This window comes from Alteromonas sp. G5_S2_22_S1 (genome assembly GCF_054968525.1).
In genome coordinates this window covers 20,450-44,226 of the sequence record NZ_JBQKUJ010000013.1, presented here as the reverse complement: position 1 = coordinate 44,226, position 23,777 = coordinate 20,450, and the positions used below count along the sequence as shown (strand labels likewise).

The following is a 23,777-nucleotide window of genomic DNA, read 5'->3' as shown; positions in this document are numbered from 1 at the left end:
ATAAGCCAATAAAAAAGGGAGCGTGCGCTCCCTTTTACATGAAATGTCTTCAACAACTAATTTTTCATAGACGCAATAAAGGCGTCCGACTCGGCAATTGCAGAGTTCATTTGCCCAATAAGTTGGGCTACATTGTTCTCAATAGTTGAAAGCTCGCCTTGCAACGCACCAATCGCGCTTGCATTTAAGTTGTGTTTTAAATACAGCACATTGTCTTGAAGCGCATTAAGTACTGGGGGCATTTTACTTTCAGCTTTGCGCATAGCTTTCATCAACGAGGTATAACGACGCTGGGTTTCGCGAAGCTTAGCTGCACTATCGCGTTTAAGCGAAGCATTCTCGTACTTATCAAGCTCTTCTGACCATTCGTCGAACAGCGCTTCAGCAACGCTTTCCACTTTGTCGATACGCGCGCTAACCTCTTCTGAGGCTGCCACACTGTCTTCGTACTGACCGTTCAGGCGGTCGTAAACCTCTTCTAACTCTCCGCCGTCAAAAGCAACCGCCGCACTAAAAGCTTCCAGGGCTGAACTGAATTGCTCCTGTGCGTCTTCCTGAGACTCTTTTGCGTTTTCTACGCGGTCAACTAAGATATCGCGTTTTTCAACGCCTACCTTTTCCCACGCTGCGTAATATGCAGACTGACACCCGCCAAGGGCAAGCATAGCAACAAATGCTGATGCAACTAGTTTCATGCGGTTACTCCACCTCTAAAGCGCGCTGCGCTAATGATACTTATCAAATGTAATATGGCGCCTAGCGGCCAAAAAACAATAGCAAGTACTACCGTTGCCGCTAGGGCATAGCAAACACCTACTGTTATAAAGTAAAACAGTGCGCCCAAAATTCTGCCTTGAACCAAGTGACCCAAACCAGGAATAAAAAAGTTACATATTGCGGCAATTACATTACCGCCCGATCCTTGACCTGCCATATAAACATCCTCGCATTTCTTACTATAATATGATTAGCTAGCACGTAATGACACTTATTCTAAAGTATACACTTAGCGTTTAAGGTTTAAGTATAAACAGCGTTGAAGCAGTCAGCATGCAAACGTTCGTATAACAATAAACTAAACTATAACAGGCACTCACACAACGCGCAGAAACAAAATGAAACGACTTTACCCCGATGTTACCTGCTATGAGAATGGATTTATCGAAGTAGGAAGTGGGCATTCGCTTTACTTCGAGCAAAGTGGTAATCCAAACGGTATCCCCGTGCTTTTTATCCACGGCGGCCCCGGCGCAGGCTTACCTCCAAATTACAAATGCTTTTTTGATAGCAATAAGTACCGCATTATCGGTTATGAACAGCGCGGATGCGGCCGCTCAACTCCCATCGCAGATACACTTAATAACGACACTTGGTTAAATGTTGAAGACATCGAGGCCCTCAGAACTCACCTTAACATTCCAAAGTTTCTCTTATTTGGCGGCTCGTGGGGCTCGACGTTAGCGTTACTTTACGCACTTAAGTATACCGCTCATGTTACCGGCCTTATTCTTCGAGGCGTTTTTCTTGCAAGGCAAGAGGACCGGGATTGGTTTTTATCTCCTTCAGGCTGTGCCGCCCAGTTGTTTCCCGAACATTACCGACGATTTACCAAAGACGTGCCAACGCCAGTCACTTCAAGCGCAGTTTGCGACTTTTATAGCGCGATGGTGCGCTCCAGTAACGATGTACTACGCCACGCCGCATTAAAACGCTGGTATCAATGGGAGGAACGCCTTTCACGACTATCTCTCCCACCTGGTGTGGGAGACTCCACGTCCAACTACCCTATGCATCTTGTCACCTGTTTAGCCACACTAGAGTGTCATTTCTTGTCTAACAAGTGCTTTTTAGATGAAAACTATATTCTTGAAAACATAGGTAAAATAAGTCATATTCCGGGCACGATCATACACGGTCGTTACGATATGATTTGTAAAACAGAAGCCGCGGAAACCCTTCATAAGGCGTGGCCTCAAAGTCAATTACAAATCATTCCCGATGCGGGACACAGTACCTCTGAGCCGAGCATTGGCTATGCCCTTTGTCGTGCTACCCGCGATATGTCACGCTTTCTTCAGGAGTCATCTAAGTGATAGGACTAATTCAACGCGTATCAGAAGCCAATGTTACTGTAGCAGGTGAAGTTATCGGTGAAATTGGCAAAGGCATGCTAGTCCTGCTGGGCGTTGAAAAAGAAGACGGCGATGCCGAGATTGAAAAGCTCGCCAACAAACTATGCCGTTATCGAATGTTTAGTGATGAAGACGGCAAAATGAACCTGAATATTGAGCAAGTCGGTGGGGAAATACTGGTTGTATCTCAGTTCACCCTTGTTGCAGATACGCAAAAAGGAAATCGACCTGGGTTCTCTCGTGGCGCGACGCCTGAGCACGGTGAAGCCATTTACAAAAAGTTCGTTCACGCCCTTAAAGCAAAAGGTATGGCTGTCTCTACCGGCGAGTTTGGTGCAGACATGCAAGTAGGCCTTGTTAACGACGGGCCTGTAACCTTTCAGTTTAACGTGTAGTAAACTTAAGCACAGAAAGAGCCGCTATTCACTTAAGCCACCCACACTTGCTTACATAATTAAGCTTGTACCTCTTGTGTTCTTACGTTTAAATAGACGCGGATATTGTTTACGCTTTTGCTTTGTATAATCGCCATGCAAATGAAAAGGTATTTTAAATACAACGTCTCCTACACATTCACTTTTTAAAAAAGGCCGGTTTATTTTGTACAAGGTAGTCACACCTAAAAGCGACGCCGAGTTTGAAGCCTATTTTCATTTTCGGTGGGAGCATTTGCGCCAGCCATGGAACTTCCCTCCAGGCTCTGAAAAAGATGAATATGAGCAAGTTGCAGAACACCGTATTATCACCAATCGAAAGGGCGACATCGTGGCCTGTGGCCGCGTACATTTGAATACCGCAGAAGAAGCGCAGATTCGTCACATTGCGGTTCATTCGGACCATCAGCGCAAGGGTTTAGGTCAGATGATCATGGCTGCGCTTGAAAATGTAGCCAAAGATTTAGGTGCTGAGCGAGCAGTAACGAATAGTCGTGAAATTTCCATCGACTTCTTCAGCTCCTGTGGTTTTGAAATTGAGCGTGAAGCACCTAATGAACTAGGTATGCTAAAACGCCAACAGATGGTAAAAAAGTTTACCGAAAATAACTCCCTTATTCTTCATCCTAAGTGGTGCAAATCACTACAGGAAACATGGTCAGAAACCATTCCGATCACCGAACACATGGGAATTAAGCTATACCAATACACAGGCAGAACCCTTGAAACCCGCGCCTCGCTAAACAAGAACATCAATATTCACGGTACCATGTTTGCAGGCAGTATCTTTTCTTTAGCCACATTAACTGGTTGGGGAATGATTTATCTACAGCTTAAAGAGCGCGGGCTAGATGGCGATATTGTACTGGGCGATGGTGATATTCACTATCACAAGCCTATTACCATGAAGCCAAGAGCAATCTGCAATATTGAAACCCTATCAGGTAAGTTTAAGCCATTGGAAAACGACAACAAAGCCCGCTTTGAACTTAGCGTAGCCATATTAGATGGCGATACCCCAGTGGCTGAATTTGAAGGCGTATTTTACGTACTACCTCCTTCAAAAAACGAGGAAGAGTAACGGCACTAATAAGCCCGCCGTTTTATAGCGTTTGATAGCAACCATAAAAAAAGCGCCGTTAAGGCGCTTTTTATTTAATTCAGTCTTTATCGACGTTGCTATGCGACCATAGCTGCTTGAAGTTTTTTCATCGCGTTCTTTTCGATTTGACGAACACGCTCTGCAGACACCTGATACTTATCAGCCAAGTCTTGTAGCGTGATTTTATTATCTGCTAACCAACGCGTCTCGATAATGTCTTGGCTGCGATCATCTAACGTTTTAATCGCTGAGTACAAACGCTTACTCGCCGCTGTATCCCAGTCATTATTAATTACGTCAGTTTCAACGTCTGAAGATTTATCTTCAAGAAATTGAACAGGCGCAAAGTTGCCCGTTTCATCTTCATCCGCACTTAGATCAAACGCTTGATCTTGGCTGCTCATACGAGCTTCCATTTGAAGCACTTCTTTTGTACTCACACCAAGTTCATTTGCTACGGTTTGTACTTCGTCGTGTGTGAACCAACCCAGGCGTTTTTTGGCCTTACGCAGGTTGAAAAACAGTTTGCGCTGCGCTTTTGTGGTCGCAACTTTAACTATTCGCCAGTTCTTAAGTACAAACTCGTGAATTTCGGCTTTGATCCAATGTACCGCGAAAGAAACCAAACGTACGCCCACTGTTGGGTCGAAGCGTTTAACGGCTTTCATCAGACCAATATTGCCTTCTTGAATTAAGTCGGCTTGGGGTAAGCCATAACCTGAGTAAGATTTTGCAATGTGCACTACAAAACGAAGATGTGACATTATCAGCTTACGAGCGGCTTGTAAGTCTTCGTCTTCGCGAAGGCGCACTGCCAACTCGCGCTCTTCCTCAGCGCTAAGCATATCAATGCTGCTTACAGCTTGGATGTAGCCTTCAATGCTACCGCTGTGTGGCACTGACAGGGCCATAGATTGCAAATTGTTGCTCATTGTTCACCTCATTTATTGCCGCTTCATATTAGCAAAGTAACCGAAGCTGCGCGAGACCTAATTAAGATACAAAGTTTAACCAATGTGTAGGTATAGTGACTATTCCTACAATATCAAGACTAGAACTATGAAAAAAAGTTCAATTTTTCAATCTTTGGCATTACTCTCGTAAAGGTAAGATTGGCTTAGGTTGCAGTAGCACTATAAATAGTGCTGTTAGTTAGCTAACACTTAGCCTGAAAAGCTTACAACCTCATATCGAATACCACCACAAAAACGGCCTTGTAGCGGTGTTGGGTCGGTCATTTAACCACGGGATCATTATACTTTAATTACACCCCTTAAGGTCAGAACTAATCTCACGGGTATGAATTCTAACGATTGTATTGCTTGCAAGGGTACCGAAACGCAACCCAGAAACATAAGATTTTACGCATAAAATTCAATTAACCTATGTTAGACCTTGCTTTTCATACTGGAAACTGAAAATAATAGATTGTATTAATCGATTTTGCACTACAACCGCTGTACAGCATTTTCCAGACAATAATTATAAGAAACTGGAAGGGAAATACTTAAGGAAAGGAGTAAGGCAAGTAAAGCAAAGAGGATTTGAATGTTTGCTTACGTCGCTAGACAGCCCATATTCGATGTAAACCGAGAAGTTTACGCCTATGAATTGCTTTTTCGCATCGGCGAAGACAACTGTTTTCCTGATATTCCGCCTGATGAAGCTACGTCAAAGATACTCACCTCGACGCATCTAAGTTTAGGTATCGAAGAGATCACCGGCGATAAAAAAGCGTTTATAAATTTTCATCGCGATACCCTTATGTTTCGCTTCCCTACATCTTTAGATGCCAGCAAGGTGGTGATTGAGATTGTAGAGACTGTAGACGTTGATGATGCGCTCGTTGCAGCCTGTAAACACATTCGTGGGCTGGGCTACCCTATTGCGCTTGACGACTACGATATGAAAGGTAAATGGGAGGCCTTTATTCCCTTTACCAGCATAGTAAAAATAGACATTACCGAAATTCCTCACGAAAAAATCCCTGCACTCGTAGAACGCTTTAAAGCTAACAACATTAAGTTGGTAGCAGAGAAGATCGAAACGTACGAAGAGTACAACACGTTTAAGGAAATGGGCTTTGACTATTTTCAAGGTTACTTTTTAGCAAAGCCAGAAATTGTTAAGCACAGAAAGTTAGGGCCAAGCAGCCTAACCATGATGGAGCTGCTCACGCTAAGCAGCCAAGCGAAGCTCGATTTCGATGAAGTGAACAAAATTATTGAGCGCGATCCATCGCTAACCTATTTGCTTTTGCGCTTTATCAATAATCCTATGGTTAATAAGCGGCATAAGATTACTTCGCTAAAACACGCGCTTACCTTTATGGGCGAAGTTGAAGTGAAGAAGTTTATCTCGCTGCTTGCCCTTGCCAATTTGAGCGATGGTCAACCCTCTGAACTTATGCAAATGGCATTAGTTAGAGCGAAGTTTTGTGAACTTGTATTTACCGAGCTAAAAGACTCCGATAACCCGTTAAAAGGTTTTTTAACCGGTCTCTTGTCGCTACTCGACGCCATGATGGAGCAGCGTATTGATGATCTAGTAAGTAAAGTTCCAATTAGTGATGATGTAAAAGGCGCACTGTGTGGCAACCCTGGCATGCTTCGCCATTGTCTGACCCTTGCACAGTTTTTTGAACGAGCTAAATGGGCGGGAATTCAACAATTCGCTGCCAAATACAATATTAAGCAGAGTCTTCTACACAGCTACTATAACGAAGCAATTAAGTGGGCCAAACACATCCATCAATCAGCACTAAACGAAAAGTAACTCCCCTTACATACTGTTTGATTGCAAATTAATGATTGAATAGTTGTTAGATAACGCTTACATATCATACACTAGAGCGTGGCTTAGGATTTCCTAAGCCATCTTAAAACCATCGTAAAAGCGATTTCAAACCGTTTTTCTTCAGGATTAGATTATGTTCGCGTTTATAGCTCGTCAGCCTATTTTAGATAAAAGCAAAAGTGTCTTTGCCTACGAACTGTTGTTCAGAGATGGTAAAGCTGGCGCTTACCCAGAACATAATGAAGAAAAAGCAAAGTACATTTCTGAGCATTTTCACCCTTTGGGTCTTGATGATATCAGCGGAGAAAAGACATCTTTCATTACGTTTTCCTCTGACACACTTATATCGCGCTTCCCTACCACGTTTAACCCAGAGTCGGTGGTGGTTGAACTTGCCGACCCTACAGAAAACACCAGCGGATTATTTGAAGCTTGTCAGCACATTAAACAGATGGGCTTCAAACTGGCAATAGACGACCCCATGATGGTTGGCGCGACACACGACATTTTCCCTCTTATCGATATCGTGAAAGTAGATGTAACCAAAACTCGCTTTGAAACCATCGAGAAGCACATTCCGCGCTATCACGACGCTAACGTACAGCTAGTGGCTGAACAGGTCGATACACAAGACAACTTTTCAACCTGTGTGGACTTAGGCTTCGATTTCTTCCAAGGCTACTTTTTCTCACAACCCGAGGCACGCATTTCAAGGCAGCTACCCGCCTCTAAAATGAACATCGTTGACTTAATGGGCGAAAGTTCGAACAACAACTTTAATATTGAGCGCATAAGCCACATTATTGAACGCGACGCAACGTTAAGCTTTTTGGTGCTTAAGTTTATTAATAACCCCACTATCAACAAACGTTACAAGATCACGTCATTAAAGCACGCGCTAAATTACATGGGTGAAGTTGAGATAAAGAAATTTATCGCCTTGCTGAGTTTGACCAACTTAGGGGATGATAAACCCTTAGAAATTATCCATATGTCGTTGGTGCGCGCTAAATTCTTTGACTTGTTAGCCGAACGCAGGGGAATTAAAAACAATCCGCCTATTTCGTTTTTAGTAGGTTTGTTTTCCCTGCTTGAAGGGCTGCTCGACCAATCTATGACCGATATTTTAAAGCAACTGCCTCTTTCTGACGAAGTGAACGACGCATTACTTGGCAAAAACCTAGAGCTAAATAGCTATATGACGTTGGTTCGCGCTTTTGAAAGCGCGCTGTGGATGAACGTTATTAAGCAGGCCAAAGTGATTAACATCGACCAGAAGCAGCTCCATATGCTTTATAACCAAGCTATTGTTTGGGGTAATGGTGTACGCAGTGCTATCTCTTCACACTATCCAAGAGCGACGGCATAGCTGCCGCTCTACGTTACTTGGGCTCTATATCTCTTACGTGACGCTGCACCGAGATAAGCGAGCCCAAGAGGCCAAGAAGTACAGACAACCCCAGCATGGCCAGTAAGGCGGTACCGGTTAAGCCTGTAATATTGAAGTCTTTCTGATACATAGCCGCAAACGTCGTTATACTGCTATCCATCCACCACAAAATGATAATCACCGCAAACCACGCCATTAACCCACCAAGTAGCCCATACCAGAAGCCTGTGTATAGGAAAGGGCGATGAATAAATGCATCGGTCGCACCAACGAGCTTCATAACGACAATCTCGTCATATTTATTGAGTATATTTAGGCGAATGGTGTTACCGATAATAAGCACAACGGCAATAAATAAGAGCAAGCCAATTAAGGTTACTAACTCTCTTGCAATATCAATAACGGCGTACAAGCGCTCCAGCCATTCTATATCCAATTTTCCTATGTCCACTTCCCGCTGTTGACGAAGTTTATCGAGCAAGGCTTGTGCTGCTGTCGGCGATGCATGCTTTAACGACGGTGTTACTAATACAACATCAGGTAGCGGATTTTTCTCTAAGTAGGCAATCGCATCACCTAAACCGGATAGATGCTGAAACTCTTTTAGGGCATCATCGGCAGGAATGTAAACCACGCTATCGATTTCAGACCAAGTGTTTAGCCTTGCCACCAACTGTTGCGAGCTTGCGGCATTAATAGTGGGTTTTAGAAATAGAGAAATCTCGGAGGCTTGATCCCAGCCTGCGGTAATCTTTTCCGTATTTTTTACCATAATATAAAGGGTACTCGGTAAAGTAATACTTAAACCCAATACACCAATAGTCATCAGTGAAGCGACCGGCTGACGCCACAACTCCCCTAAACTAGAGAGCGCTTGACGCACATGACTTACGAAGAACATAACAATAGATTGAACAACACCCACTTTGGCGGCAGTCGCCCCATGTGCACGGCCTTTAAACAAAATGCTCATGACCAATCTCCTTTAGCACTTCCATTTGAAAGATCATCGGTCAAGCCATCGGTAATCATTTGTCCATTTTTAAGGGTTAGCGTGCGATATCGCATGCGAGCAATAAGCCCTAAATCGTGGGTTGCAATTAAGACTGATACGCCTGCCTGATTGAAGTCTTCAAAAAGGCGAATAATCTCCATGGATAGTTTGGGGTCTAGGTTACCTGTGGGCTCATCGGCTAAAAGCAGAGGCGGCTTGTTGACCACGGCACGTGCTATCCCCACCCGCTGTTGCTCACCGCCCGATAGCGTAATAGGCAAACAGCGCGCTTTATCTCTAAGGCCCACCATTTCGAGAGCGGCTTCCACGCGCTTGCGAATTTCTTTGTGGGTATAACCTTCAATAACCAGAGGGAGTGCCACATTGTCAAAAACCGACTTATCCATCAAAAGCTGATGGCTTTGAAAAATCATGCCGATATCTCGTCGAATATAGGCAATGTCTCGGCGGGTAATAGTATTGAGATCGTGACCGTTAATCAGAACGCGACCAACTGTGGGTCGCTCCATAAGGCTGATAAGTTTGAGAAGGGTACTTTTTCCTGCCCCAGAGTGCCCTGTTAAAAAGGCCATTTCCCCTGGCGCAATGTGAAAGTTCACTTTACTAAGCGCGCGCTGACCGCCCGGATAGGTTTTGCTTACCTGCTCAAACTTTATCATTCTTGTTCCCTACCGCTTCGCTGGTTTTAGCTTTCAGGTGCTTCCATTTCGCTAAACAATGCATCGATAAATTCTTGCCCGTCGAACTGGCGCAAATCGTCGATGCTCTCACCTACACCAATATACCTTATAGGAATTTTGAACTTATCGGCAATAGAGAATATAACACCACCTTTCGCTGTACCATCTAACTTAGTAAGCGTAATGCCCGTTAGGCCTACTGCCTCGTTGAATAACTTGGCTTGGCTCACTGCGTTTTGGCCGGTTCCGGCGTCTAACGTTAGCATCACTTCGTGGGGCGCATTTGGATTAATCTTCTTCATTACGCGAACCACTTTCTTAAGCTCTTCCATCAAGTTGTTTTTGTTCTGTAAGCGCCCGGCAGTATCAGCAATTAAGATATCGGTTCCACGAGACTTCGCGGCTTCTAGGGCATCGTAAAGTACCGACGCACTATCTGCCCCCGTATGCTGCGCGATAACAGGAATATCGTTGCGTTCTCCCCATACCTGAAGCTGCTCTACAGCTGCGGCTCTGAACGTATCACCTGCAGCAAGCATCACTTTTTTGCCCTGCTGCTGAAACTGCTTAGCCAGCTTACCAATAGTCGTAGTTTTACCTACGCCATTTACGCCCACCATTAAGATAACAAACGGCCCCTCGCTTGCGTCATGCGCCTGCATAACATCAGACAATGGCTGGTTAACTTCCGACAGCATTCCAGACATTCGTTGCTTTAAAATTTCAAGCAGCGCTTCAGCGTCTTTAAGATCTTTGCGCGACGCGCTGTCGGTAAGATGGTTAATGATCTTCTGCGTAGTATCCATCCCCACATCTGCAACTAAAAGCTGAGTTTCTAGGTCTTCGTAAAGCTCATCATCGATAGCCTTGCCCTTGAAAAGACTTACTATGCCGCTACCTAAATTTTCCTTAGTACGCGATAAGCTTTCTCTTAACCGTGCAAAAAGCGATTTCTTCTCTTTAGGTTTGTCTTGGACTTGAGTCTGGGCGTCTGCCTCGGCCTTAGCGCGGGCTTCGGCTTCTGCTTTTAAGCGAGCTTCTTCTTCCGCTTGGGCTTTCGCCTGTGCTTCAGCCTCTGCCTTTAGGCGAGCTTCTTCTTCCGCTTGCGCTTTCGCCTGTGCTTCAGCCTCTGCCTTTAAGCGAGCTTCTTCTTCCGCTTGCGCTTTCGCCTGTGCTTCAGCCTCTGCTTTTAAGCGAGCTTCTTCTTCGGCTTGGGCTTTGGCCTGTGCTTCAGCCTCTGCCTTTAAGCGAGCTTCTTCTTCCGCTTGCGCTTTAGCTTGGGCGTCTGCCTCGGCCTTAGCGCGAGCTTCTTCTTCCGCTTGCGCTTTCGCCTGTGCTTCAGCCTCTGCCTTTAGGCGAGCTTCTTCTTCCGCTTGGGCTTTCGCCTGTGCTTCAGCCTCTGCCTTTAGGCGAGCTTCTTCTTCCGCTTGCGCTTTCGCCTGTGCTTCAGCCTCTGCTTTTAAGCGAGCTTCTTCTTCGGCTTGGGCTTTCGCCTGTGCTTCAGCCTCTGCTTTTAAGCGAGCTTCTTCTTCCGCTTGCGCTTTAGCTTGGGCGTCTGCCTCTGCCTTAGCGCGAGCCTCTTCTTCCGCTTGCGCTTTTTGTTTCTCTGCTTTTTTGTTCTTACTGAACCAGCCAAAAAGTTTCGACATAGTTAGGACAAATCCTTATAAATTCTTTGCAAATTCGGCTACACTTGCCGCCTATTGTATGAACGCATGATACCATTGTCAGCCACTATGAAGCGAGTTTCTCGCCCTACTCGGGCAACATCTTCTGCAAAAAAACGTCATTCTTCTGAAAATGCCAGAGCCCCCAGTGCAAATAGCAGCGGGCAAATCCGAATTATTGGTGGACAATGGCGAGGTAGAAAGCTACCTGTGCTTAATGCAGAAGGTTTAAGGCCCACAACCGACAGAAATAAAGAGACGCTCTTTAACTGGTTGATGCCGTACGTAAATAACGCCCGTTGCCTTGATGTTTTTGCTGGTTCTGGCGGTTTAGGTTTAGAGGCACTATCGCGCTATGCTTCACACTGCGACTTTATCGAACTCGATAAGCAGGCCGCTACTCAATTGAAAAGTAACCTCACCTTAGTTAACGCAAGTAATACCGCGGCAACAGGGGTGCATCAAGGTGATGCTTTGAATATATTAAAGGATATCAGTGACGCGCCTTACGATATTATCTTTGTAGATCCGCCTTTCGCAAAAGGATTAGTTGCTCCCACGCTAGCAGCTATCGTCGATAATAACCTAGTACAAAGCGGCAGTGTTATTTACCTAGAGCACGAAAGCGCTCTCGTTACCCCATTGCTGCCCGCCCACTGGAACATTATTAAAGATAAGCAAACCAGCGCGCTACGCTATATGCTTATAGAAGTGAATTAGGCCGCAACCGTTTATCTGTTACGCGGCGTAATTAAGGTGAAACTCAACGCTTTCTTGTAAAGGGTGGGGCTTGCCTACATCCCTCGAATTAAAGTTCTAGGCCGATATTAGAAATGCCCGCCTCAAGCGCCAGCGCTTTCATTTCATCTGCCGCTTTCGCTGGATACTTGGCTTGCTCTACGTAATCGAGCAATTCGTTTTGCACCTCGACTTCAAATTCCATGAGCGGGTGAACTTTAACGCTCTCGTCGTCGGCTTCTTCTGTGGCAAGTAAGTAGGCCTCTACACTACCCTGAGACAACTTACTAATTACGACGGCACCTTGAGGATCATCCCCCGCCATCAAGTTGAGTAACCCAGATAACCCAATTGCAGCGTCGATGGCTGGATACACGCCATAATTATCAAATTCACTGGTATCTGGTGTTGCCACCTCTACCTTCTCAAGCTGCACTGCGATATTGAATTTACTTTTAGGCGACTTCAGGGTCTCCCAAACTAAATTTAAGCAATTGCGCAGCGCACTTGCATCACCACTTTCGGTTAAGTCACAAAAAAGGGTGTAGTTAGGCAGCATTCGCTCAAGCAATGCAGCACCAAATGCAACGGCTTTCCAGCCTTCCAGGGCGCGTACTCGCCCAAATGTGTTTAGTTTTTGCTTTGCCATTTACAGTGCTCCAGTGGCATGCATGAAATATGAAGTAACGCCATCAAGCAGCATTTGAATAGCGATCATAACAAGGATCATACCCATTAATCGCTCCATAGCAACTAGACCTCGCTCCCCTAAAATTTTATGAAATACATTTGAAAATAAAAGGATAACAGCGCTTATCGACCACGAAGCGGCAAGCGCTATCGACCAATCAACCATTCTATCTGGTGCCTGATTCGCAAGCAGAATCAGCGCCGCTAATGTGGACGGCCCAGCAATCATAGGAATAGCGAGAGGTACCAGAAACGGCTCTTCACCTACCGCCAATCCGCTGGGGTTACCGGTTGAAGGAAATATCATTTTAAGTGCGATAAGAAACAAAATAATACCGCCTGCTATGCTGACGGTTTCCTGCTCAACGTTCAAAAAATTAAGCACAGATTGCCCGCTGAATAAAAATAGAAATAAGATACCTAGGGCAAACAGTAACTCGCGAATAAGAATAAATTGGCGTCGCTTTGGCTCAATCGATTTAAGCACCGACATGAATACAGGCAAGTTACCGAGCGGGTCCATGATCAAAAAGAGCATGATGGCAGCAGACCAGGTATCCATTTTTAACTATCTCCGGTGTAAGCGTTTGATTGCATAGGCCAACGAGTATAACCCAAGATTGGCTGTGATGGCGCGCAATGGTAAACCAAGCAGCCTAAGTTAAAAACACCTTTTCCTATCAATAGCCTCTTTTACTTAACTTTATATTTAACGTTCTGCCTTTCCTTCATGCTTTACTTGTAAAAAAATGCTCGAAAATTAGTAAAAATGCGCTTAACTTGAACCTAGGGATATTATAAGCGACGAAATATGTTAAGTATTTTCATTTTAAACACAGCATTAGCATAGTTACCCTAAAGGTGTAATTGAAGGTTTAGGCAAATCATCTGTTTCAGCATTTTACACCGTTTAGCTAATGTTCTATCGAATGGGCTTTTGATGTAATAGCGCTCATTAGCCCTTTTTTATAGGGCGTATAAACCAAAATAATAACAATCTAAATTAGGAAACTATGCAATGAGTTTGATGACAGTAAAAGAAGTGGCAGCATACCTTGGCGTGCAAGAGGTGCGTGTAGAGCGCCTTGAACGCGAGAGCTTGTTAGTATCTAAAGATAAGGATACTGATGGAAACCCACTTTTTGATAGTGGTGATGTAGAGCGCTACAAACAACTTGCAGAGCGCCTTGGTGGTATTTAAGTAGATGAGAAAAGCGCGAGTTTTTACCCGCCGCGCTTTTCAACCGTCACGTTTTTCGCCTTTAGTAGGTAAGCGTGCCATATCAATGTGCACGCTGTCCAAACTTAAGCGTTGAGTTTAAAAGTACGCTTAGGCGGTATAGTTATTAAGCATTCGCGCAATTGAACGAATACCCTTTGCCGTTGCGCCTACCGGCATTTCAGATGTTGCGCCGCCGTGATAGGCCGCCGCTAAATCTAGATGCACCCAGCCTTCTGGTTTTACAAAGCGTGACAAGAAACCAGCAGCGTTAGAAGCACCGCCGCCGCCGCCACCTTTCATGGGACGACTGTTCGCGGTGTCTGCGAATGCTGATGGACAGCGCTCTGCGTGGAAGTCTTCAAGCGGAAGTGGCCAGAAACGCTCGTTTTCTTCTTTTGCCGCTTTTAGCATTTGCTCGCGGGCATTATCATCTAGTGAGAATACACCGTGATAGTCAGAACCAAGCGCGACTACCGCAGCACCAGTTAGTGTGGCAGCATCAATAATTAATGGTGCGCCAGTTTCTGTCGCTGCCATCAGGCCATCTGCAAGTACCAAACGACCTTCAGCATCTGTGTTCACCACTTCTACCGTTACGCCATTTTTATAGGTAAGTACGTCACCTAATTTATAAGCGTGACCGCTAATGAGGTTTTCAGCACAACATAGAATTAGCTGAATACGCTTTTCACTGCCTTGGGTAATAGCTAGACCTAGCGCGCCGGTTACCGTCGCGGCCCCGCCCATATCGCACTTCATATCTAGCATACCTTCACTCGATTTAATGCTATAGCCGCCGCTATCAAAGGTAATGCCTTTACCAACAAGTACTGCATCTATCGGAGCTTCTGCATTACCTGTTGGGTTGTAGTCTAGAACAAGCATTGCAGGCGGACGCTCACTGCCACGACCCACGTTATAAATGCCGATCCAGCCTTGCTCTTTAAGCTCTTCGCCAACCGTCATCGAATATGAAACCTTGTCACCACCTAACGACTTAAGCCACTGGGCTGCACGTGTTGCTAAGGTGACCGGGCTTAAATCTTCAGGCGTATCGTTAACTAGCTGACGGGTGAAAAGTAGTGCTGCATATTCTTGCTCAAGTGCAGCTTTGTCTTGGGTTTCTGCCCAGTTAATTGATGCCGGCTTACGTGCGCGGGTAAAACTAAGTGCAAAGGCCCACTGCTGCTCTTTATGCCAGTCACCGCTTAATGACACGGCAGGCAAACCTAAGCCGTCTAGCTTTCGTGCCGCTTGTTGAATTAGACGCTCGTTTAGCTTGTCATCAGGTAAGTGAATTACAGCACCTGACTCGTTAAAAGAAAGTTTTGCACTTTCGCCCCATACAGCTCCTGCGCTGTTTTTCGAAAGGCTAACAGTAAATTCTGCCATTGGATTTTATTCCTTATACATCGTTGTGTTGCTGGAAAGCGCGTATTGCGCTTGCACAAATCTTTGTTATGCTTTGCCGCCATATTCTAGGTTTTTACCCCATTTGCCACCTTAACCTTACTGCACTTAGAAGTAAGTAAGGTATTAGCACTAAACGTCTTACCATCGAGGCATTGGCTTAGCAGCGATGGCATAAAACAAGGCCTAACATTCTCTAATTAAAAAGGCGACACATGAAGTTTTCACCTTCTTTACTACGCGGTACGCTTATAAAAAGGTACAAGCGTTTTTTTGCTGACGTCGAACTTGAAGACGGTACTATTGTTACCGCTCATTGCCCTAATACTGGTGCTATGAGTGGCTGCGCTGAGCCTGGCTATACGGTGTTTCTAAGCGAGTCGACTAACCCTAAACGAAAGCTTAAATACACATGGGAACTCGCGCAAACTTTTGACGGCCATTTCATCGGCATTAATACGCACAATGCTAATAAGTTGGTGGCGGAAGCACTCGATAACAAGGTACTGAAGGAATTTTCTGATATAACACGGTGGAAAGCAGAAGTAACACCACCGACAGCGAATAGTCGCTTCGACTTTGCGCTTGAGCGCGAAAATGCTCAACACCAAGGTATAATCGAGTATATGGAAGTTAAATCCGTCACCTTAGCGGAAAACTCGAAAGGCTTTTTTCCCGACGCGGTAACCCAGCGCGGCGCGAAACATTGTTTAGAGCTTGCTCGTCTTGCTGAAAGTGGTATAAAGACCAGCCTATTGTTTTGCGTTCAGCATACAGCAATAGAAAGTGTTCAAGTTGCTGAGTACATTGATCCAACTTACGCTGAAAGCGTAAAGAAAGCCGCTGACGCAGGCGTATCCTTACTTGCCGCAAGCTGCATAATAGACGAACAAAAAATCCTATTAAATCAAACACTCCCTTTAATTTTGTAAAAAATAGGTTGATTTTTTTCATTTCGCCTTCATATTTGCGCCTTGTTTTAGTGGGAGAACGCACTAATGCGTTTGCTGGTAGCCAGCTGGCTAAATGAAGAAAAGACACACCAGCATAATAATTACATAGACACGATTGATTGCCTGAAGTTGTCGAGTCTGATATAGATATCGGTCCAATCAGGACAAGATGGATGTCGTAGTGTAGGAGATGTGGCACATGCCAACAGGAAAAGAAACAAAATCCCTAGGACTATTAGCGCTGGCAGGTTTACAGCCATACGAGCCTAAAGCTGACGAAGAATACATGGGCGAGCCCCAGTTAGAACACTTCCGTCTATTGCTTAAAGCTTGGCGCAACCAGCTTCGCGAAGAAGTTGATCGCACGGTAACGCACATGAAGGATGAAGCGGCAAACTTCCCTGACCCTGTAGACCGTGCAGCTCAAGAGGAAGAGTTTAGCCTTGAGTTACGTACACGAGACCGTGAACGTAAGCTAATAAAGAAAATTGAAAAAACGCTTAAGCGAATTGAAGAAGACGATTTCGGCTTTTGCGATTCGTGCGGTATCGAAATTGGTATTCGCCGCTTAGAAGCGCGTCCTACAGCTGACCTATGTATCGACTGTAAGACTATGGCTGAAATCAAAGAAAAGCAGCTCCAAGGTTAAGTTACTAACCCAGAGTATGTTAATTCAGAAAGCCTCATCCCACAAAGATGAGGCTTTTTATTAACTCCCTTTATTATGCATAACCGTTATGTAGGGCGTTTTGCTCCCTCACCTTCTGGCCAACTTCACTTCGGTTCATTGGTAACTGCCGTTGCCAGCTATCTCGACGCTAAAAGCCACAACGGCAAATGGCTGGTTCGTATGGAAGACATTGACGAGCCCCGCTGTATAGCCGGCGTTGATAAAGACATACTTCGCACGCTGGAAGCCCATGGATTACTATGGGACGACGAGGTGCTTTATCAAAGTCAGCAGCACGCACGCTACCAAATTGTACTTGACGAGCTCATTGCGAAAGAGCGCGCTTACTACTGCACCTGTACGCGGAAGCAAATTAAAGCCATGGGCGGTGTTTACAATGGCCACTGTCGTAATAAACACGTGGGTAGTTCACTCCTCCCGTTAAACGATGATAGTGCAGTACGTTTAAAACTTGATGTGCCCCTTGACGCTTTCATCGATGTAATTATGGGTGAGGTTAAGCCCCACGCCGGGCTTTCACTTAACCACCAGCAAACTAACGCTTCTGAGGGCGGGCCTTTCGCTGATGCATTACATGCTGAGGACGTGGTGCTAAAGCGCAGAGATGGCTTATTTTCTTATAACCTTGTTGTTGTTCTTGACGATGTGTTTCAGCAAGTGAACCACGTTATCAGAGGATGTGATTTGATTGATGTTACCCCCTTACAACGGGCGGTGTATCAATCACTTGGTTTTACTTCGCCTGAGTATGGGCACATCCCAGTCGCTGCTGTAGCGCCTGGCAGAAAATTAAGCAAACAAAATCGGGCAGCCCCAGTCAACAACAGCATACCTATCGATAATATCGTGCGCGTAATGCACTTTTTGGGCTTTTCCTTTCCTGATGCAGCAACGTTTAATAACGTTGAGTCCGTGTTAAATGAGGCTATTTCCATGTGGAGTAGGAAAAAAATAGTGAAAACAGCCGAAATTATTGTTCCACAGCATGAATCAACTTATTATAACGAACCTTTATAGTCTGCGGAGATACCATCATCATTCATCGTGTTTTTAAATCTGTTAAGCGCGCTTTTTCAAAAGAGAGTTCGTCACCTAACGCTTTAAAGCCAAGGACAATGACCCGTGGAGAGCACGGAATATCTCGTGAAGACATAAGTGCAAATGCATTGAAAGTAATGTATCGCCTTAATGGAGCAGGCTTCGAATCGTATCTGGTTGGAGGCTGTGTGCGCGATATTTTGATGGGGCACGAGCCCAAAGACTTCGACGTGGCAACCAACGCAACGCCAGAGCAAATTAAAGGCCTGTTTAAAAACTGTCGCCTTATTGGAAGACGCTTTCGCTTGGCACATATCGTGTTTGGTCGAGAAATCATTGAAGTGGCCACATTCCGCGGGCACCATCAAGAGTCAGATGAAGACGAAAATGTACCTAAAGCGAAAGTCGTAGCGAAACGGGACTCTCACGGGCAGCTCGTAAGGGATAACGTATTTGGCTCGATAGAAGAAGATGCAGAACGCCGCGACTTTACCTTCAATGCCATGTACTACAGCGTGGCAGATTTTACAGTAACAGACTTTGCAAACGGCTTAGCCGCTATAGAAAAGCGTGAAGTTGAGCTTATTGGCGATCCTGAAACCCGCTACCGCGAAGACCCGGTACGTATGTTAAGGGCTGTACGCTTCGCCGTTAAGCTGGGTATGCGTATTGAAGAAAAAACCGCAGAACCCATCAAGTCTCTGGCTAACCTACTGCAAAACATTCCTCCCGCTCGCCTTTTCGAGGAAACGCTAAAGCTGTTTTTATCTGGCAAAGGGGAAGAAACCTTTTTGATGCTGCACGAGTACGGACTAATTGAGCCCCTATTCCCACAGTTGGCGCCATTCTTAAAAGACGAAAATAGCCGAGAAATGCAGTTTGTTCGCCGCGTGCTAGCTAATACCGATGAGCGTATTAATAGTAATCAGCGTGTTACGCCGGCATTTTTATACGCCGCTTTACTGTGGTATCCGGTTGAAGAACAGTCGCAGCGTTTACAAAGCGAATCTGGCTTAAATGCCCATGATGCATTCAATATTGCGTCGGGCGAGGTTATTTCCCGTCAAACACAGCGTATTATGATCCCTAAGCGCTTCTCCACCGTGGTGCGAGATATCTGGATTTTACAACAGCGTTTACCAAAACGTTTTGGACGCCGCGCTTTCCAACTGCTAACACATCCTAAATTTAGAGCTGGCTATGACTTTTTACTAGTAAGGGGCCAGGTAGAAGGTGGCGACTTACTAGAGCTAGCGCAGTGGTGGACGCACTTCCAACATGCTGATAACGGTAAACAGAAGGGCATGTTAAACGCCCTTCGCAAAAGCGAAGGTGGCGGCAAAGGCGGCCCTCGCAAACGCAAGCGTAAACCCGCTAAGCGAGGTCCCGATGCATAAAGAACACGTATATATTGGTGTAGGCAGTAACCTTGGCGATAGTGAAGGTAAAGCCCAAAAAGCATTCGACGCAATGGGCAAGTTAGAAGATACCCGCGTTTTAAAGACCTCGTCACTGTACTCTAGTAAACCAATGGGCCCACAGGATCAGCCAGACTACATCAATGCAGTATGCTTGATAGAAACTGCGTTGAAGCCTCATGGGCTGCTAAAGCAGCTTCAGCGCATAGAGCTTGAAGAGGGCCGTGAGCGCAAAGGCGAACGCTGGGGCCCTCGGACCCTCGATTTGGATATTTTGCTATACGGCAGTGAAAATATTGATACTGCCGACCTAATCGTTCCGCACTATGGAATGGCTGAGCGAGAATTCGTCATGGTGCCGCTGTTTGAAATTGCGCCCAATATGGTGATGCACGACGGCAAGCCGATTTCTGCTTGGGTAGCAAACTGCTCCCTAGATGGACTTCGACGCCTACGCTCTTCCAATTAGCCGCAAAATCCGTATAGTTCGCCACACGATATCAACCAATATCAATCTGAGACATGTCATGAAGAAAGTAACAGTTTCGGGTTTGCTTAAGAAAAAGCAGGCCGGAGAAAAGATCACGTCTTTAACCGCTTATGACGCTAGCTTCGCCAAAATGTTCGATGAACAAGGCGTTGACGCGCTTCTTATAGGTGACTCTTTAGGCATGGTTCTTCAAGGTGAAGACGACACCCTCCCCGTCACTATCGATGATATTGCGTATCACACTAAAAGTGTACGTCGCGGTACTGAGCGCGCGTTCGTCTTAGCCGATATGCCCTTTATGTCTTATGCCACGCCAGAGCAAACCTATGCAAACGCCGCCAAGTTAATGGCCGCGGGCGCTAGCATGGTGAAGATGGAAGGCGGCAGCTGGCTGTGTGACACCATCAAAGGGCTAAACATTCGCGGCGTGCCTGTTTGTGGTCATTTAGGCCTTACACCGCAATCGGTGCATGTATTTGGCGGGTTTAAAGTCCAAGGTCGTGAGGCAAGCCAAGCAGAGAAGTTATTAAGCGAAGCAAAAGCTCTTGAAGAAGCGGGTATTCAGCTATTAGTCCTTGAATGCGTACCTTCTTCACTAGGCAAAGCTGTTAGCGAAGCTTTGACCATTCCTGTCATTGGCATAGGTGCAGGTAAAGATACCGATGGCCAAATTTTAGTGATGCATGACATGTTTGGTATTAGCGCGAATTACATGCCTAAGTTCTCTAAGAACTACCTTGTCGAAACAGGCGATATGCGTAAAGCCGTGTCTAAATACATTGAAGACGTACAAAGCGGTGCGTTCCCATCGCCAGAACACAGCTTTCAGTAACGAGGTTAGATATGAAGGTGATTGATAGTATTTCCACATTGCGCCAAACCGTTAATGCGTGGCGTCGCAATGGCGAGAGTGTAGGGTTTGTTCCCACAATGGGCAACCTGCACGATGGTCACCTTAAGCTTGTTAAAAAAGCTAAGGCGCACAACGACAACGTTGTGGTAAGCATTTTTGTTAACCCAATGCAGTTTGGCGCTAACGAAGACTTAGACGCTTACCCCCGCACCATTGAAGAAGATAAAGCCAAGCTTATTTCAGTAGGTGCAGACGCCGTATTTTTACCGAGTGTAGCTGAAATGTACCCTGCGGGCCTCGATGCCCAAACCTTCGTTGAAGTACCGGGCATTTCAGATTCTCACTGTGGCGCAAGTCGCCCTGGTCACTTTCGCGGCGTCGCTACCGTGGTGACTAAACTGTTTAATATGGTGCAGCCAGACGACGCATTCTTTGGCGAAAAAGACTTTCAACAGTTGCAGGTTATCCGTGCATTGGCCCGCGATTTGTCTATGGCGGTTACCATTCACGGTGTACCCACAGAACGCGAAGCCTCGGGGCTGGCCATGAGCTCTAGAAATGGCTACTTGTCAAAGGAAGAAAAGGCCACCGCGAGTGCTATTTATGAAGAGATGCAGCGCGTTAAAGCAGGTATCGAGGGTGGCAATATTGACTTTTCAGAACTTGAAGACGCGATGGTTACCAACCTTGAAGCCAAGGGCTTTAAAAAAGATTATTGTCAGGTAGTCAACGCAAGCACGTTTAAGGCAGCCACCGCAAACGACAAGGAGCTCGTTCTGTTAGTTGCCATGTTCATGGGAAAAACACGCCTTATTGATAACCTTCAGATTACTCGATAGGGCCTTCTTTTACAGACAACCCAAAGCGGCATGTTAACTCCCACCTCGGGTAAGCGTTCCCAAATACCGCTTAATGACAAAATGGAAATAATAAAAAACGCCCGAGACAGCAGTCTCGGGCGTTTTTTATTTGATTTAAATTGGTTGCCTAACGAACCAGCATCCGTCTAATCGAGCAAATACTCCGGCCCCTGTTCTGCTTAAAATAGCTAGGACGCCACCTTTTCAGAATCGCGCACGAAGTTCATCAACTCTGCCCACGCCTGTGTTTCTTTCGCAATAAGATGCTGTTCAGCCAAAATAGCCGCTAAATCGTTATGGCTGGTCAACGGGTTCGCTAACACAACACGAAATACCGTAATACATTGGGAAGGGTAATCAGGCGCTTCTAAGCGCGTACGTGACACAAACGACTTACCCGCTTCACGCTGCTGCTTTTGAACAGCCACAACAAGGGCGTCCACTTTCTCATTAATCGCATTGCGCATGTTGGCATCGGCGTGTTTAAGCTTTTCTTGCACTTCTTCAGGGCACACTCGATAAGTCAGTAGTGATAATGTCGGGGTGGTGGTTAATTCAAAGTCACCCGCTTTGTCTATCATGTGCGAGAAGTCTTTCGCTTTATCAATACTGCGGTCGATAAGTAACTCGTACCCCTTCCGCCCGAAAATATGCAGGGCAGAATAGACCATCATCGCCATACCGTTACGAGAGCCTTCTAGCGTTGTGGCCCCCAAATCCTTCGAACCAGCGCGCAAAATATACTGTGCGTGATGCCTTACTGCATTGGCATTTTGAGGGTCTTTAAATAGGGCCATGCCTGCCCCCATTGGCACATACATTTGCTTGTGAGCATCTATCGTTACCGAATCAGCGCGCTCTATGCCTTTTAACCTATCGCGATAGCGTGAAGAAAACAGTGTTGCTCCCCCCCACGCGGCATCCACATGGAACCAGCAGCCTAACTCGTTAGCAACGTCTGCTAACTCGTCAAGAGGGTCTACGTGCCCGGTTTCGGTAGTACCGCCCACACCCACTATAGCAAGAAGTTTGTTGCCTTCTTCCTGATAACGCTTACCAATACGAAGGGCTTTTGCCGGATCAAGGGTTTGTCGCGGCGCCGGGATTGTCAGAAGCTGATCACGACCTAAACCTAGCACATCAACGGCTTTAGACAGAGAGTAGTGGCCACGCTTAGAGCACATCACGCCTAAGTTGTTTATATCGAGATGTCGGTATGCCGCTGCCAGACCGGCCTTCGCGACCCCACAGAAACCGTCTTGTGGGCCAAGCAACTTGTTGCGCGCTACCCATAGTGCAGTGATGTTCGCGATGGTTCCGCCTGAGCAAAATGCGCCTAATGAGTGCGCCGCGCTGTGTAAGTGATTATCGTAAAAGCGTTGCGGTTGGTCGTACACTAAGTTGTGCATCATGCCTAGCACTTGACGCTCTAACGGCGTGAAGGCTTTCGATGTTTCAATTTTCACCAAGTTCTGATTAAGGCCCACCATTAACTTAGATAGCGGCAGATGAAAATAAGGTAGCGCAGAGGTCATATGACCAATAAAAGTCGGTGAATAGGTATTTACAGAATGCGCAACCAGCTTATCAAGTAAGCTTTCAGCATGCGTAGACACAAACTCTGGCGACTCAGGTACTTTCGAGTCTGAGAAGTCTTTTTCAATTTCTTCTAACGATGTCTTCTTTGTCACCACGTGCTGCGACAGAAAATCTAAGATATTGTCAGATAAATGCTGCTCAATTTGAGCCAGCTTTGAGTCTTTGTGTTCAGGTTTGGTAAAGACCCTAAACAGGTGCTCTAAACTAACTTGCGCTTCACCCACTCAACACACCTCATACTTAAAACATTCACACCTTTCGCACTACGTTTATTAGGCGAAATAAACAGGCGGTTTTGTAGGACACCGGCCTGACACTTACTTTTCCTTTCAGCCATCTAGCGTGCACTTATCAGTGCAGCTATTTACTAGCTTATCCGAAAGCGTTACCGGTTAAGCTGAAGTATATTGGCGCGGTCCATTCGTTGCCAAACCTGAAAACTTATCACAACACTTTCAGGGTGTCGCACTTTACATCAGATTGCCTAGCTCGCCAAGAGGCAGCGCTAAGCAATTCGTTGCACAAAACCAGCGATGCAGACTGATTAGTCAGCTTTAATATACAAACCGGCTAACCGTGGAACTCGGTTTACCGATAAC

General features: G+C 45.8%; 24 protein-coding genes. 14 read left to right on the top strand and 10 right to left on the bottom strand.

Features of this window, described 5'->3' with window-relative positions; translation table 11 throughout:
* Positions 1 to 56: 56 nt before the first annotated feature.
* Together ACTRWF_RS14020 and ACTRWF_RS14015 are read right to left on the bottom strand one after the other, a co-directional pair.
* Positions 57 to 695: a DUF2959 domain-containing protein gene (locus ACTRWF_RS14020; protein WP_024017102.1), complete on the bottom strand. Its 639-nt coding sequence runs from the start codon at positions 693 to 695 to the stop codon at positions 57 to 59.
* Positions 692 to 934, bottom strand: a complete 243-nt coding sequence (locus ACTRWF_RS14015) for a hypothetical protein (RefSeq protein WP_014950983.1) — start codon at positions 932 to 934, stop codon at positions 692 to 694. The genes ACTRWF_RS14020 and ACTRWF_RS14015 overlap by 4 nt, the downstream gene beginning before the upstream one ends.
* A 181-nt stretch (positions 935 to 1,115) precedes the next feature.
* Here ACTRWF_RS14015 and pip point away from each other — a divergent pair, with 181 nt between their 5' ends.
* The 3 genes from pip to ACTRWF_RS14000 all read left to right on the top strand — a co-directional run bounded on the left by pip (position 1,116) and on the right by ACTRWF_RS14000 (position 3,647).
* Entirely contained in the window at positions 1,116 to 2,093 is a 978-nt protein-coding gene (pip, locus tag ACTRWF_RS14010) for a prolyl aminopeptidase (RefSeq protein WP_012519864.1), read from the top strand.
* On the top strand, positions 2,090 to 2,527 hold the full coding sequence (gene dtd, locus ACTRWF_RS14005) for a D-aminoacyl-tRNA deacylase (protein WP_015068276.1): 438 nt from the start codon (positions 2,090 to 2,092) through the stop codon (positions 2,525 to 2,527). Before pip ends, dtd begins: the two co-directional genes overlap by 4 nt.
* 205 nt (positions 2,528 to 2,732) lie before the next feature.
* Positions 2,733 to 3,647, top strand: a complete 915-nt coding sequence (locus ACTRWF_RS14000; RefSeq protein WP_015068277.1) for a bifunctional GNAT family N-acetyltransferase/hotdog fold thioesterase — start codon at positions 2,733 to 2,735, stop codon at positions 3,645 to 3,647.
* 98 nt (positions 3,648 to 3,745) lie between these two features.
* Here the strand turns inward: ACTRWF_RS14000 and rpoH are convergent, their stop codons facing one another.
* Positions 3,746 to 4,600, bottom strand: a complete 855-nt coding sequence (gene rpoH, locus ACTRWF_RS13995; protein ID WP_462835730.1) for an RNA polymerase sigma factor RpoH — start codon at positions 4,598 to 4,600, stop codon at positions 3,746 to 3,748.
* A gap of 616 nt (positions 4,601 to 5,216) precedes the next feature.
* On the opposite strand from rpoH, the gene ACTRWF_RS13990 reads away from it, so the two are divergent.
* Both ACTRWF_RS13990 and ACTRWF_RS13985 read left to right on the top strand, forming a co-directional pair.
* Complete coding sequence (locus ACTRWF_RS13990; protein WP_015068278.1) at positions 5,217 to 6,443, top strand: EAL and HDOD domain-containing protein; 1,227 nt, start codon at positions 5,217 to 5,219, stop codon at positions 6,441 to 6,443.
* Positions 6,444 to 6,597: 154 nt separating this feature from the next.
* A complete protein-coding gene (locus ACTRWF_RS13985) occupies positions 6,598 to 7,833 on the top strand; it encodes an EAL and HDOD domain-containing protein (protein WP_015068279.1) in 1,236 nt (411 codons plus the stop codon).
* Positions 7,834 to 7,846: 13 nt separating this feature from the next.
* On the opposite strand, the gene ftsX is transcribed toward ACTRWF_RS13985, so the two are convergent.
* From ftsX to ftsY, 3 genes are read right to left on the bottom strand one after another with little or no spacing between them, the layout of a single operon-like run.
* Complete coding sequence (ftsX, locus tag ACTRWF_RS13980; RefSeq protein WP_015068280.1) at positions 7,847 to 8,827, bottom strand: permease-like cell division protein FtsX; 981 nt, start codon at positions 8,825 to 8,827, stop codon at positions 7,847 to 7,849.
* The gene (ftsE, locus tag ACTRWF_RS13975; protein ID WP_015068281.1) at positions 8,824 to 9,528 is read right to left on the bottom strand and encodes a cell division ATP-binding protein FtsE; all 705 of its coding nucleotides are present in this window, start codon (positions 9,526 to 9,528) and stop codon (positions 8,824 to 8,826) included. Before ftsE ends, ftsX begins: the two co-directional genes overlap by 4 nt.
* 26 nt (positions 9,529 to 9,554) lie before the next feature.
* Complete coding sequence (gene ftsY / locus ACTRWF_RS13970; RefSeq protein WP_462835729.1) at positions 9,555 to 11,198, bottom strand: signal recognition particle-docking protein FtsY; 1,644 nt, start codon at positions 11,196 to 11,198, stop codon at positions 9,555 to 9,557.
* A 66-nt stretch (positions 11,199 to 11,264) separates the two neighbouring features.
* Between ftsY and rsmD the strand changes: the two genes are divergently transcribed.
* On the top strand, positions 11,265 to 11,936 hold the full coding sequence (gene rsmD / locus ACTRWF_RS13965) for a 16S rRNA (guanine(966)-N(2))-methyltransferase RsmD (protein WP_020744952.1): 672 nt from the start codon (positions 11,265 to 11,267) through the stop codon (positions 11,934 to 11,936).
* Positions 11,937 to 12,024: 88 nt separating this feature from the next.
* On the opposite strand, the gene ACTRWF_RS13960 is transcribed toward rsmD, so the two are convergent.
* Positions 12,025 to 12,603, bottom strand: coding sequence for a YjaG family protein (locus ACTRWF_RS13960; RefSeq protein ID WP_015068284.1), 579 nt, complete (start codon positions 12,601 to 12,603; stop codon positions 12,025 to 12,027).
* The gene (locus ACTRWF_RS13955; protein ID WP_012519853.1) at positions 12,604 to 13,206 is read right to left on the bottom strand and encodes a YhgN family NAAT transporter; all 603 of its coding nucleotides are present in this window, start codon (positions 13,204 to 13,206) and stop codon (positions 12,604 to 12,606) included.
* 456 nt (positions 13,207 to 13,662) lie between these two features.
* Between ACTRWF_RS13955 and ACTRWF_RS13950 the strand changes: the two genes are divergently transcribed.
* The gene (locus ACTRWF_RS13950) at positions 13,663 to 13,845 is read left to right on the top strand and encodes a hypothetical protein (RefSeq protein WP_012519852.1); all 183 of its coding nucleotides are present in this window, start codon (positions 13,663 to 13,665) and stop codon (positions 13,843 to 13,845) included.
* A 129-nt stretch (positions 13,846 to 13,974) separates the two neighbouring features.
* On the opposite strand, the gene pepB is transcribed toward ACTRWF_RS13950, so the two are convergent.
* Positions 13,975 to 15,258 carry an aminopeptidase PepB gene (gene pepB / locus ACTRWF_RS13945; protein ID WP_462835728.1) on the bottom strand — a complete coding sequence of 428 codons (1,284 nt, stop codon included), beginning with the start codon at positions 15,256 to 15,258 and terminating at the stop codon, positions 13,975 to 13,977.
* A 233-nt stretch (positions 15,259 to 15,491) separates the two neighbouring features.
* On the opposite strand from pepB, the gene sfsA reads away from it, so the two are divergent.
* The 7 genes from sfsA to panC all read left to right on the top strand — a co-directional run bounded on the left by sfsA (position 15,492) and on the right by panC (position 21,558).
* Positions 15,492 to 16,208, top strand: coding sequence for a DNA/RNA nuclease SfsA (gene sfsA, locus ACTRWF_RS13940; protein WP_015068286.1), 717 nt, complete (start codon positions 15,492 to 15,494; stop codon positions 16,206 to 16,208).
* A gap of 220 nt (positions 16,209 to 16,428) precedes the next feature.
* Positions 16,429 to 16,878: an RNA polymerase-binding protein DksA gene (gene dksA, locus ACTRWF_RS13935; protein ID WP_012519849.1), complete on the top strand. Its 450-nt coding sequence runs from the start codon at positions 16,429 to 16,431 to the stop codon at positions 16,876 to 16,878.
* Between the two features lie 75 nt (positions 16,879 to 16,953).
* Positions 16,954 to 17,937: a tRNA glutamyl-Q(34) synthetase GluQRS gene (gluQRS, locus tag ACTRWF_RS13930; protein WP_462835727.1), complete on the top strand. Its 984-nt coding sequence runs from the start codon at positions 16,954 to 16,956 to the stop codon at positions 17,935 to 17,937.
* A 98-nt stretch (positions 17,938 to 18,035) separates the two neighbouring features.
* Entirely contained in the window at positions 18,036 to 19,355 is a 1,320-nt protein-coding gene (pcnB, locus tag ACTRWF_RS13925; protein WP_287150788.1) for a polynucleotide adenylyltransferase PcnB, read from the top strand.
* Complete coding sequence (folK, locus tag ACTRWF_RS13920) at positions 19,348 to 19,845, top strand: 2-amino-4-hydroxy-6-hydroxymethyldihydropteridine diphosphokinase (protein ID WP_462835726.1); 498 nt, start codon at positions 19,348 to 19,350, stop codon at positions 19,843 to 19,845. The genes pcnB and folK overlap by 8 nt, the downstream gene beginning before the upstream one ends.
* Positions 19,846 to 19,903: 58 nt before the next feature.
* Positions 19,904 to 20,698, top strand: a complete 795-nt coding sequence (gene panB, locus ACTRWF_RS13915) for a 3-methyl-2-oxobutanoate hydroxymethyltransferase (protein WP_462835725.1) — start codon at positions 19,904 to 19,906, stop codon at positions 20,696 to 20,698.
* A gap of 11 nt (positions 20,699 to 20,709) precedes the next feature.
* The gene (gene panC, locus ACTRWF_RS13910) at positions 20,710 to 21,558 is read left to right on the top strand and encodes a pantoate--beta-alanine ligase (protein WP_012519844.1); all 849 of its coding nucleotides are present in this window, start codon (positions 20,710 to 20,712) and stop codon (positions 21,556 to 21,558) included.
* Between the two features lie 209 nt (positions 21,559 to 21,767).
* Here the strand turns inward: panC and panP are convergent, their stop codons facing one another.
* A complete protein-coding gene (gene panP / locus ACTRWF_RS13905; RefSeq protein WP_012519843.1) occupies positions 21,768 to 23,402 on the bottom strand; it encodes a pyridoxal-dependent aspartate 1-decarboxylase PanP in 1,635 nt (544 codons plus the stop codon).
* Positions 23,403 to 23,777: the final 375 nt, after the last annotated feature.

Coding starts and splice junctions, on each gene's coding strand:
- ACTRWF_RS14020 (WP_024017102.1), bottom strand. CDS start 695: ATGAAACTAGTTGCATCAGCATTTGTTGCTATGCTTGCCCTTGGCGGG.
- ACTRWF_RS14015 (WP_014950983.1), bottom strand. CDS start 934: ATGGCAGGTCAAGGATCGGGCGGTAATGTAATTGCCGCAATATGTAAC.
- pip (WP_012519864.1), top strand. CDS start 1,116: ATGAAACGACTTTACCCCGATGTTACCTGCTATGAGAATGGATTTATC.
- rpoH (WP_462835730.1), bottom strand. CDS start 4,600: ATGAGCAACAATTTGCAATCTATGGCCCTGTCAGTGCCACACAGCGGT.
- ACTRWF_RS13990 (WP_015068278.1), top strand. CDS start 5,217: ATGTTTGCTTACGTCGCTAGACAGCCCATATTCGATGTAAACCGAGAA.
- ACTRWF_RS13985 (WP_015068279.1), top strand. CDS start 6,598: ATGTTCGCGTTTATAGCTCGTCAGCCTATTTTAGATAAAAGCAAAAGT.
- ftsX (WP_015068280.1), bottom strand. CDS start 8,827: ATGAGCATTTTGTTTAAAGGCCGTGCACATGGGGCGACTGCCGCCAAA.
- ftsE (WP_015068281.1), bottom strand. CDS start 9,528: ATGATAAAGTTTGAGCAGGTAAGCAAAACCTATCCGGGCGGTCAGCGC.
- ftsY (WP_462835729.1), bottom strand. CDS start 11,198: ATGTCGAAACTTTTTGGCTGGTTCAGTAAGAACAAAAAAGCAGAGAAA.
- rsmD (WP_020744952.1), top strand. CDS start 11,265: ATGATACCATTGTCAGCCACTATGAAGCGAGTTTCTCGCCCTACTCGG.
- ACTRWF_RS13960 (WP_015068284.1), bottom strand. CDS start 12,603: ATGGCAAAGCAAAAACTAAACACATTTGGGCGAGTACGCGCCCTGGAA.
- ACTRWF_RS13955 (WP_012519853.1), bottom strand. CDS start 13,206: ATGGATACCTGGTCTGCTGCCATCATGCTCTTTTTGATCATGGACCCG.
- ACTRWF_RS13950 (WP_012519852.1), top strand. CDS start 13,663: ATGAGTTTGATGACAGTAAAAGAAGTGGCAGCATACCTTGGCGTGCAA.
- pepB (WP_462835728.1), bottom strand. CDS start 15,258: ATGGCAGAATTTACTGTTAGCCTTTCGAAAAACAGCGCAGGAGCTGTA.
- sfsA (WP_015068286.1), top strand. CDS start 15,492: ATGAAGTTTTCACCTTCTTTACTACGCGGTACGCTTATAAAAAGGTAC.
- dksA (WP_012519849.1), top strand. CDS start 16,429: ATGCCAACAGGAAAAGAAACAAAATCCCTAGGACTATTAGCGCTGGCA.
- gluQRS (WP_462835727.1), top strand. CDS start 16,954: ATGCATAACCGTTATGTAGGGCGTTTTGCTCCCTCACCTTCTGGCCAA.
- pcnB (WP_287150788.1), top strand. CDS start 18,036: ATGACCCGTGGAGAGCACGGAATATCTCGTGAAGACATAAGTGCAAAT.
- folK (WP_462835726.1), top strand. CDS start 19,348: ATGCATAAAGAACACGTATATATTGGTGTAGGCAGTAACCTTGGCGAT.
- panB (WP_462835725.1), top strand. CDS start 19,904: ATGAAGAAAGTAACAGTTTCGGGTTTGCTTAAGAAAAAGCAGGCCGGA.
- panC (WP_012519844.1), top strand. CDS start 20,710: ATGAAGGTGATTGATAGTATTTCCACATTGCGCCAAACCGTTAATGCG.